The 11,051-nt window shown below is 39.3% G+C and carries 9 protein-coding genes; 4 read left to right on the forward strand and 5 right to left on the reverse strand.

Annotation, left to right across the window (positions count from 1 at the left end; translation table 11 throughout):
* Positions 1-141: 141 nt before the first annotated feature.
* The 5 genes from DS885_RS11460 to DS885_RS11480 all read right to left on the reverse strand — a co-directional run bounded on the left by DS885_RS11460 (position 142) and on the right by DS885_RS11480 (position 6,055).
* On the reverse strand, positions 142-756 hold the full coding sequence (locus DS885_RS11460; RefSeq protein WP_309472391.1) for a flavin prenyltransferase UbiX: 615 nt from the start codon (positions 754-756) through the stop codon (positions 142-144).
* A gap of 12 nt (positions 757-768) precedes the next feature.
* The gene (gene mpl, locus DS885_RS11465) at positions 769-2,109 is read right to left on the reverse strand and encodes a UDP-N-acetylmuramate:L-alanyl-gamma-D-glutamyl-meso-diaminopimelate ligase (protein WP_113819572.1); all 1,341 of its coding nucleotides are present in this window, start codon (positions 2,107-2,109) and stop codon (positions 769-771) included.
* A 195-nt stretch (positions 2,110-2,304) separates the two neighbouring features.
* On the reverse strand, positions 2,305-3,225 hold the full coding sequence (locus DS885_RS11470; RefSeq protein WP_113819573.1) for a manganese-dependent inorganic pyrophosphatase: 921 nt from the start codon (positions 3,223-3,225) through the stop codon (positions 2,305-2,307).
* Between the two features lie 269 nt (positions 3,226-3,494).
* Positions 3,495-4,211, reverse strand: coding sequence for a 3'-5' exonuclease (locus tag DS885_RS11475; RefSeq protein ID WP_113819574.1), 717 nt, complete (start codon positions 4,209-4,211; stop codon positions 3,495-3,497).
* Entirely contained in the window at positions 4,211-6,055 is a 1,845-nt protein-coding gene (locus DS885_RS11480) for a putative nucleotidyltransferase substrate binding domain-containing protein (protein ID WP_181817761.1), read from the reverse strand. Before DS885_RS11480 ends, DS885_RS11475 begins: the two co-directional genes overlap by 1 nt.
* Before the next feature lie 333 nt (positions 6,056-6,388).
* Between DS885_RS11480 and galE the strand changes: the two genes are divergently transcribed.
* The 4 genes from galE to galM all read left to right on the forward strand — a co-directional run bounded on the left by galE (position 6,389) and on the right by galM (position 10,791).
* Positions 6,389-7,399 (forward strand): UDP-glucose 4-epimerase GalE, encoded by a 1,011-nt coding sequence (galE, locus tag DS885_RS11485; protein ID WP_113819576.1) that lies wholly within the window; start codon positions 6,389-6,391, stop codon positions 7,397-7,399.
* Between the two features lie 85 nt (positions 7,400-7,484).
* The gene (locus DS885_RS11490; protein ID WP_113819577.1) at positions 7,485-8,540 is read left to right on the forward strand and encodes a UDP-glucose--hexose-1-phosphate uridylyltransferase; all 1,056 of its coding nucleotides are present in this window, start codon (positions 7,485-7,487) and stop codon (positions 8,538-8,540) included.
* Between the two features lie 18 nt (positions 8,541-8,558).
* Entirely contained in the window at positions 8,559-9,716 is a 1,158-nt protein-coding gene (gene galK, locus DS885_RS11495; RefSeq protein ID WP_113819578.1) for a galactokinase, read from the forward strand.
* A 10-nt stretch (positions 9,717-9,726) separates the two neighbouring features.
* Positions 9,727-10,791, forward strand: coding sequence for a galactose-1-epimerase (gene galM, locus DS885_RS11500; protein ID WP_113819579.1), 1,065 nt, complete (start codon positions 9,727-9,729; stop codon positions 10,789-10,791).
* Positions 10,792-11,051: the final 260 nt, after the last annotated feature.

Genomic DNA, 11,051 nt, shown 5'->3' on the forward strand with positions numbered 1-11,051 from the left:
GTTCCGTCCCGTGTCTGTGGATGCGCATTATAGGGATTAAGATCACATTGGCAAGCGTTTTATTGTAATTAAATGGTTATTTTTACAATTAATTTTAATTTGTTTAAATAACCATCAAATACCACTGTTTTTGATGATTTTTTATTCACACCAGCGTTTACTAGTTTGGTGCTCTATCTTTAAATGGTCCATTACTCTAGCTACCATAAAGTCTTGTAACTCTAAAATAGTGGTAGGTTTATGATAAAAACCCGGTGCTAATGGCATAACTGTTGCGCCTAACTCTGATAATGTCAGCATATTTTTTAAATGTAATGTAGAAAATGGTGTTTCTCTTGGCATTACAATCAACTGTCCTCTTTCTTTAAATACAACATCAGCCGCCCTTTCGATTAAATTATTAGATAAACCCTGCGCTATTGAAGCAAGTGTTCCACAACTGCATGGGCAAACCACCATTTTTTTAGGCGCTGAAGAGCCAGATGCTACCGGAGAAAACCAATCTTTTGCAGTTAATGCAACAATTTGCCCTTCTTTACTATTAAAGCGAGATACTAAGAATGTATTTAATGCATCGATCTCACGCGGCCAATCTTCTTCAACTTCTGTTTTCAATACGATTTGTGCTGCTTCTGATAACAATAGGTAGACTTTTACATTGGCATCCACCATGGTTTGTAACAAACGTAGAAAGTATCCACTACCTGATGCGCCCGTTACACCTAACGTTACTGTATCGTTATATTGCATTGTCATCTTTTACTCACTCTATAATCTTTCTAATAATTTTTGATGGATATTGCCAAAGCCACCATTACTCATCACTAGTATATGGTCATTGGGTTTTGCTTGTTTAACAACTTGTTCCACTAATGTATCTATATCTGTTTCTATTTGAACTGCTTTACCCTGCTCATCAAATAGTTCTTGCATTGACCATTGGATATTTTTGTCTTCAAAACAATATACGTGGTCAGCAACATTTAAAGAGTTAACTAAAGCTTCTTTGTGGATACCAAGTTTCATTGTATTTGAGCGAGGTTCTAACACGGCGATGATACTTGCCTCACCTACTTTTGCACGTAACCCCGCTAAGGTTGTTTTGATCGCTGTTGGGTGATGAGCAAAATCATCATAGACAGTAATGTTATTGACTGTTCCTTTTACTTCCATACGGCGCTTGATACTTTTAAATTCAGCTAATGCTTGAATTGATATTTCTGGTGTTACACCAACATGGCGAGCCGCAGCAATCGCCGCTAAGGCATTATCAATATTATGGTCACCCATCAACTCCCAATTAACCAGACCTTGATATTGTTGGTCTAACTGCACTTGGAACTGTGTACCGTCTTCTTTTACTTTAACTGCAGACCAGTTTTTACCTAGGTATTCCACTTCACTCCAACAGCCCATATGTTTCACTGACATTAATGCTTCGTCTTTGTTAGGGATAAATACACGTCCAGTACTCGGTATACTACGCATCAAGTGATGAAATTGTTTTTTAATGGCGTTTAAATCTTCAAAAATATCTGCATGGTCGAACTCTAAGTTATTTAAGACTAAGGTTCTTGGGCGGTAATGAACAAATTTAGAGCGTTTATCAAAGAAGGCACTGTCGTATTCATCGGCTTCAATCACAAAGAAAGGAGTTTCGCCTAAACGCGCAGATAACCCAAAGTTCTCCGGCACGCCGCCAATCAAAAAGCCAGGTTGCATATTGGCGTACTCTAAGATCCATGCCAACATGCTAGAGGTTGAGGTTTTACCATGGGTACCAGCGACTGCTAATACCCAACGATCTTTTAACACATGCTCTAATAACCATTGTGGACCAGAGGTATATGGAATTTGTTTATCTAAAACAGCTTCTACACATGGATTACCACGACTCATGGCATTACCAATCACCACTAAGTCTGGTTTATTATCTAATTGGCTTGGGTCAAAGCCCTGAATTAATTCGATACCCTGCTCTTCTAATTGAGTACTCATTGGCGGATAAACATTTTTATCAGAGCCAGTTACTTTGTAACCTAATGATTTAGCTAAGATAGCAACGCCACCCATGAATGTGCCACAAATGCCAAGTATATGAATATGCATGAAACCTCGATATGCCGAATAAAATAGTAAAGTGCAAAGATGGTAACAACATATCTGACAAAAAATAAGAGGGGGTAATAGTTAAAAGAGATAAACTTTATTTTAGGTAATAAAAAAGGCGAACTCCTTCGGGAAATTCGCCTTAGCCATAAAACAGTAACTAATAAACTAACTGACTTAGTTTATTAGTTGTTTTTACTCTGCTTCAAATGCAGCTTGTAAGAATGGAATAATTTGCTTCTTACGGCTTACTACACCTGGTAAATCAAATGTATGATCTACTACAGTACTGTTCAATGCCTTAGCGACTTTATCTTCATCTTCTGAGATTATAATTGCCACGGTATCAAGTTTATTGATATCTGTTAATAAAACGATGGTTGAATGATAACCTTTTTCTGCTTGCAGAACGCCCATCTCAGCTAACATGTCTGATTTTTTAGATAATGCTGTATCTAAAGAAGTTAATTCAAGTTGGCCAATAGCTAATTTATCACCCGCCATTTCAAATACTTTTTGGTCACGTAGAATTAATTCTGCAGCAGGTACTGATGCGATATCAGATTTTGCTTCAAACTGAGCAGCAGCAAATGCTTCAATATCATCAACCCCAGCAATTTCAGCTAATTCATTCGCAGCAACTTTATCGATATCAGTCGTTGTTGGACCTTGGAAGTTAACCGTATCAGAGATGATTGCACCCATCATCATTTTAGCGACTGGCGCATCTGGTACTTGGTTATTAAATTTATACATGTTGTAGACGATAGTTGCACTACAACCTACCGGCCAAATCCAACACTCTAACGGAGTAGAAGTTGTGATATCACCTAGTTTATGGTGGTCAACAATACCTAGAATCGTTGCTTTCTTCATGTCTGCAGTGCCTTGACCCCAGTCAGAGTAATCAACAATAAAGATCTCTTCGCCAGCGACTTCAGTGCGAATTTCTGGTTGTGGTAAACCTGATTGCTCTAATAAGAATAACGCTTCTGGATTTGGCTCACCTTGTAGAGCAGGTGTTGCTGTTTTACCCATTTTATTAAATAAGCTTGCAAGGCCAATAGCGCTACAAAGGCTATCACAGTCCGGGTTTTGGTGTCCTAATACGATCATCGTTGTTTCCACATATGTTAGTAAATTAATTTGGGGGCAGAATACCTGATTCTGTCATTTTTATTAAGTCTAAACAGCCATCTTAGTAGAAAATAATAAGCATCTTTTAATGTCCATGCTTGCTTCTACTTTGGCTTTGATTATCTAGTCATCTATTGCTTATTATATAAGTACCAGTTTGCACATCAAGTACTGCTTAATGAATTCACTGACAAATGATAGCAATTAACCAATCCCAATCGCCCTTTTATAAGCAAATCAATTCAAATTTATTGGCTAATTTTATATAAAGTTTCAAGGGTAACTGGTTTATTTCGATATATTCTAGCGATTTGCGCTAAAAATAATTCGGCAGTGGCTAAGGAATCCACCAAGGCATTATGAGCATTATATTGTGGAAGCTGATAACGCTTTCTTACTGCAGTTAAACGATTATCTTGAGATAAAGTGTTACCTCCCGTTTTATTTGCTAACCACACTTCTATCTTCATGGTATCAATCCACAATAAGGGTAACTCAGATACGCCATACTTTTGCTGCATATAATAATCTATAAAACCTTTCTCGATGACTTTACCGTGCACGACCAACACTCTGTTTTGGCAATGAGAGAATAAAGAAGTCATGGCTTTATCTAAGCTACTGCCCTGCTCTAACATTTCAGGGACAATCTGATTAACCACAGCGGTTTGATGGTTAATCTGTTCACTATTATTAAGATAAAAGTGCTTTTTAAGCGCTAAATCTATCTGTTTTTGATGCACTTCAACCCAGCCCATACTAATAATATGATCTTGGCTAGGCTCTCCGCCAGTGGTTTCAAAGTCTAACACTAACAATGAAAGCTGGTCGAACATGATATCTTTATTCGCTATAGGTTGCTTAAAACTCGACCTAATCTGCTCAGGTAACTGAATATTTAAAAAATCTTTACGTTGTTTTTCCAATATTTCAAAAGGATTTTTTGCTTTAAATAACCCGAACATTAGCTAAATTTCATTTTTGTAAACTGCTGCCAATTATCAATTAAGCGGAATGCATCTTTAATATGTTTTCGCTCAAAACTACCAAAGTAATCAGGGTCGATATGGTTACTCGGCGTCAGACCTTTACTTAACATGTCAAACTGGTAGGAAAAACGGAAGCTCTTCAAAAAATTATATGCACTTAAGATATTCTTTAAGGTTGCATCATCAATTAACCCCGCTTTATTAGCGGCCAGCAATCGTTCACTGGTATTACAGGTATCTGACTTTGCAGATAACGCATAAATCCTAGCTAGATCGACAATAATATTGATACCATAACGTTTGATATTCAGTGTTTTTTCATTCTTTTCATTTTTGGTTAATACTAGCTTATGAAAAATGCCTAAAGGTGCTCTATTTTCTACCGCATCACGCACTAATTTACTAAGAAAAATCGGCTCAGCAGTCATCTCTTTAAACTCATTAACTAAGGTTTGTCGGTATTGCTGATTACCGTATATCACCCTAGTATCAAGAAAAACACTTAGATTTAACAGGCGTTCATAATCAGGGCTTCTCACCCATTTTTTATAGTATTCCTTCCATATTGATAATGGCTGACACCATTTTGCAGTGACCGCCATAAATTTACCTGAGCACAATTCATATCCGCATAAGTCCATGCCTTTTGTCACTATCATGGCAAGGTGACGAAAATACACTTTATCTTTATCTGTCGATTGATCAGATAAAATAATGGCACTGTCTTGATCTGACAGTAGATTGGCTTCTTTACGAGCATGGGAACCCGATGCAATCCAACAAAAATCACAGGGAGCAGCGCCTAACCTAGCGATCGCGATTTCAATCAAACGTTGATTAACAGTATCCATAATAATGCTTAGCAATGTGCTAATTAGATCAGCTGGCACTTTATCATTGGCTAACGCTAGAAAAACTTGCTCTCGCTCTGGCATATAGCGTGCTAATTCAGCTTCATCCTGCGACTTCTTGATTTTATTAATTAGATACACTGCTTGAATTCGGTGATTTTGAAATAATTGATATAACGAAAGTAACCCGGTCACTTGAGCGTTTTCTAAAATAGGCAGATGTTTAATATTTTTTTCCATCATACACACTGCGGCGTCAAATACGCTTGCATCTGGGGTAGTCGTAATAGGTAAGCCACTCATTATCTCACTAATAGGTAATTGCGTACTTTTCTGCGCGACAATAACCCGCTCGATCATATCTGTATCAGTAACAATCCCGACTAATTGCCCTTGATTTTTAACCACAGCACAAGAAGTAGATTGCTCCCGCATACGTGTAGCCACTTGAAATATCGGGGTATCGCTTTGTACTTCAACAAATTTATCACTGCACACCTGACTCACTCGATTGAAAAAAGAACTGTCTCCCATATCAGACCAAGTTGACTCCACCGCGGAATGAATACGATCTTCTGGTTTAGCAGTAAAGTGTTGTGCATATTCAGGGTAATGCGATTGAATATGATAGATAGTCTTAGCAGGTACCATATACAGTAAAGCGTTTTCAATGGCAGTAATTTGGTAACGTGTTTCAGAGGAGGAAAACAAACTAAAACCAAATACGTCATCTTCTTCAAGACGGCCTCTTAAACTACCATCTAATAACCTTTGTTCAACAGCGCCGGTTTTAACAATAAAAAGATACTTATCCTGTTCATTTTTAGGCGATGCAATCACCTCACCCTTTGCTAGATAGGTGATCTTTACCGTAGAGGTAACCTTTTGCATTAAGCTTGCGGGTAATCGACTAAAAGGATCGATATTGGCAATAAACAATTCAATATTGGGGATAAGTGCTTCAGACATAATAAAACCAGCAATATAAATAAGATAAAAGCCTTTATAACATAATCGCTTGATATAGACAGCTAGCGCACCGCACAGTGCCATCATCACTTCAGCGTCAACTTTATTTTTCCACCAGCTAAACAGCGTAAAAAGAGAAATAATTATACATTTTAAATCAATTACTTAATCTAAAAACGTCTTGCAAAGGTGATAAAAGCCCAGAAATAAACATGTAAAATAACCAATGAAAATAAAATTGTAAACGTTTACATTATGTGCGTCAGATCGCTTATTCTTAGCATTTTAATTGCTACTATCTCTATCAATTAAATAGCAACAGGAGAAAAAGCAGTGAAAGTTCTCGTTACAGGTGGAATGGGTTATATCGGAAGCCATACTTGCATACAAATGTTTGCGGCAGGTATTGAGCCTATTATTGTTGATAATCTTTGTAATAGTAAATTAGCAGTATTAGATCGGATTGAAGCATTAACTAAAGTTCGCCCAGCTTTTTATCAAGGTGATATCCGTGATGAAGCCTTCTTAAACCAAGTGTTTAGTGAACATGAAATTCAATCTGTTATTCACTTTGCAGGTTTAAAAGCCGTAGGCGAATCTGTTGCTAAACCACTTGAATACTATGATAACAACGTTAATGGATCACTGGTTTTGATGCGTGCAATGCGTAATGCTGGCGTTAAAAGCATTGTGTTCAGCTCTTCAGCTACCGTATATGGTGATCCAAGCAGTGTTCCGATCACCGAAGACTCCCCTGTTGGTGAAACAACGAACCCTTACGGTCGTAGCAAATTCATGGTCGAGTCTTGTCTTTCTGATTTTTATGCAGCAGAGCAAGATTGGAGCATCACCTTATTACGCTACTTTAATCCGGTAGGTGCTCATCCATCAGGCACACTAGGTGAAGATCCTCAAGGTCCACCTAACAACCTAATGCCTTTCATTGCACAAGTTGCAGTGGGTCGACGCGATACACTATCAGTATTTGGTGATGATTACCCAACACCAGATGGTACAGGTGTACGTGATTATATTCATGTGATGGATTTAGCAGATGGACATGTGGCGGCATTACATAAAGTGGCACAACAATCCGGTTTACATACTTTTAACCTAGGGACTGGAAACGGTACCAGCGTGATTCAAATGATCGATGCTTTTGCGCAAGCCAGCGGGCAACAAATTCCGTACCAAATATGCCCTCGTCGACCAGGTGACATTGCTGAGTGCTGGGCAAGTACAGATAAAGCAGAACAACAATTAGGTTGGAAAGCTACACGCGATGTGAAGCAAATGGCTGCTGATACTTGGCACTGGCAATCAAACAATCCGCAAGGTTATTAATACCTATACTGGCTAGTCATAGCCTAGGTTTATACCAATGACAGTTAATCAGTGTGATTGGTACTATATACAATAGAGAAGCATTATGTCTGAGAATACGTTTAACCCAATTGATCATCCACACCGTCGTTATAATCCATTAACTGGACAATGGATTTTAGTTTCTCCACACCGGGCTAAACGCCCTTGGAGTGGACAGGATGAAAAACCATCAACTCAACAGCTACCAAGCTACGATAAAGAATGTTTTTTGTGCGCTGGTAACACACGTATTTCTGGTGACAAAAACCCAGATTATACTGGCACTTATGTGTTCACTAATGACTTTGCGGCATTAATGACGGATTCGCCTGAAGCGCCAGAATCAACAAACCCGCTGTTTAAAACACAAGGCGTTCGTGGATTAAGCCGTGTGATCTGTTTTTCGCCTGACCACAGTAAAACACTGCCGGAATTACCTGTACAAAGTATTCGTGCAGTAGTAGATACCTGGAATGAACAGATCGAAACCTTAGGTAAAGATTATGTTTGGGTACAAGCATTTGAGAATAAAGGTGAAACCATGGGTTGTTCGCAACCGCATCCACATGGACAAGTATGGGCAAATAGCTTCTTACCTAATGAAATAGAACGTAAAGAAAAACACCTCAAAGAATACTATCAACAACATAATTCAAACCTTCTCGTGGATTATGTACAAACTGAAATCGAAGATGGTGAACGTACCGTGGTAGAAACGGAGCACTGGATTGCAGTGGTTCCCTATTGGGCTGCATGGCCGTTTGAAACCATGTTATTACCTAAAACAGCGATCCGCCGTATGAGTGAACTTTCTGAAGCGCAGCGTGATGATTTAGCACTCGCCATTAAGCAATTAACCAGTCGTTATGACAACCTATTCCAATGCTCTTTCCCTTACTCTATGGGCTGGCATTACGCTCCGTTTTTTGAAGCTGGGACAGGCATTGATCATTGGCAATTACATGCTCTGTTCTATCCGCCTTTATTACGTTCAGCATCAGTGCGTAAATTTATGGTGGGTTATGAAATGTTGGCAGAATCTCAACGCGATCTCACCGCGGAGCAAGCGGCTCAGAAGTTACGTGATGTCAGCGATGTTCATTATAAAGAAAAATCATAATTTTACGGGTACTTATCTATGCTAACGAATCAATTAAAACAACGTGCAACAGAAGCATTTCAAGCAGTCTGTGGTTATCCAGCAACAACTTTTGTACAAGCACCGGGACGCGTTAACCTGATCGGTGAACATACTGATTATAACGATGGTTTTGTAATGCCCTGTGCCATTAATTATCAAACTATGATCGCCTGTGCTAAACGTGACGATAATATTATTCGCTTGATCTCAGTAGATTACGACAATGTGCAGGACTCTTTTTGCATCGACCAAACCATCACAGCGACCGATGATAAACTCTGGGCTAACTATATGCGCGGTGTTATTCACTTTCTTAAAGAGAAAGGTTATGTGTTAGGTGGTGCAGATATTGCTATAACAGGTAATGTTCCTTTAGGCGCAGGCTTAAGCTCTTCAGCCGCGCTTGAAGTGGTAACAGGTCAAGCAATGAAAGCGCTGTTTGAACTGGATGTCACACAATCAGAGTTAGCCTTGATCGGACAAGCAGCAGAGCATCACTTTGCAGGCTGTTTTTGTGGGATCATGGATCAAATGATCTCCGCCTGTGGTGAAAAAGACCATGCTTTGTTATTGGACTGCCGTAGTTTAGAAACAAAAGCCGTATCTATCCCGCAAGGCGTTAGTATTATGATCATCGACTCTAAGGTGCCCCATAGCCTAGTGGATGGTGCTTACAATGCACTAAGAGAACAATGTGAAGAAGCTGCTCGCCTACTGGGTAAACCGGCACTGCGTGATGCAACTTTAACTGAATTAGCTGCATCAAGCATTGAAAAAGGCTCAGATATTTATAAGCGAGCGCATCATGTTATTTCAGAAAATGATCGTACATTAGCCTGCGCTGATGCAATGATCGCCGGTGACTTACAGAAAATCAGCGAATGTATGTACGCTTCACATGCTTCAATGCGTGATGATTTTGAAATTACCGTTCCTGAAATTGATTATATCGTCAGCTTGTTAAGTGACCTGCTAGGTGATCAAGGTGGTGTGCGTATGACAGGTGGTGGTTTTGGTGGTTGTTGTGTGGCCTTAATACCAACAGAGTTAGTTGATTCAGCTCGCACAATCATTGAACAACACTATCAAGCTCACACTGGGATTAAAGAAGCTATTTATATCTGCACACCCCAATCAGGCGCAAGTTCAATTTAAGGCAGAAACCATGGAAATACCGACACTCTTTACCACGATGACTGAAGATAATGCACCAGATGGACAACCTGCGAATCTAATAACCTTGCAAAATACACAGGGCATGACAGCTGTTGTGATGGATATTGGCGCGACTTGGTTAAGTTGCACCTTACCTATCCCAGGGCAAGCACCTCGAGAAGTCCTGTTAGGCGTGTCGAACATGGCGGATTTTATATCTCAAAGCACCTATCTGGGCGCCACTGTGGGGCGTTATGCAAATCGCATCAATAAAGGACAATTTAGCATCAATAAACAGGCTTACCAGGTGGATACTAACCAAGCAGGTAACTGTTTACATGGTGGTAGTGATGGTTTTGATCAACGACGTTGGCAGATTAGCTCGCAAACAGCACATTCAGTGACCTTTACCCTACTTTCTGAGGATGGTGATCAAGGTTTTCCTGGCACCTTAACCGCTTCAGTCAACTACACCCTCACTGAACAAAATCAAATGCAAATTAGTTATCACGCGGTTACTGATAAAGCGACGCCAGTTAACTTAACAAATCATGCATATTTTAATCTTGATGGTGCAGAACCTGCTAGTGATTGTCGAAAACATAGCTTAAAAATTGATGCTGAACAGTACTTACCTACCAATGAAACAGGTATTCCGTTGGATGGTTTAACCCCAGTTACTGATACAAGCTTTGATTTTCGACAGGCTAAGTTAATCAAACAAAATTTTTTACAGGATCAGCAGCAACAACTCTGTAAAGGTTACGACCATGCCTTCCAACTCAACACGGATGGTCAATTAGGACAGCTAGCAGCACAACTCACTAGCGCCGATAAAGCAGTTACTTTGAATCTATATACTACTAAACCTGCGATGCAGCTTTACACTGGAAATTGGTTAGCAGGTACTCCGAATCGAAATGCGGGAGCCTATTCAGACTATGCGGGGATCGCACTAGAAACACAATTTTTACCGGATTCCCCTAACCATCCGGAATGGTCATCTAACGCAGCAATATTAGCGGCGGAAAAAGAGTATTACCAAAAAACCATTTACGAGTTTATCTATAGTTAAATGGCGTAATACCAATCATAGTAAGTAACTGATCTATTTTACTTGTTAAAACAACTTATTTTTTCGTTGTAAGTTTCGCATAGGGAACAACCATTTACATCAACTTACGCCTCAAACTAAGCCATTTTTCCAGCGCAAAATTTAGATCAGTTATTTAATACAATTGGTATTAGCCACAAACTCACGGGAAACTATAATGATGAAACATTTAATTGTAGGGTTAACCGGCTTACTGGCTTTAGCAACGACCACTTCAGTGT

Source organism: Psychromonas sp. B3M02 (assembly GCF_003318165.1).
GTDB lineage: Bacteria > Pseudomonadota > Gammaproteobacteria > Enterobacterales > Psychromonadaceae > Psychromonas.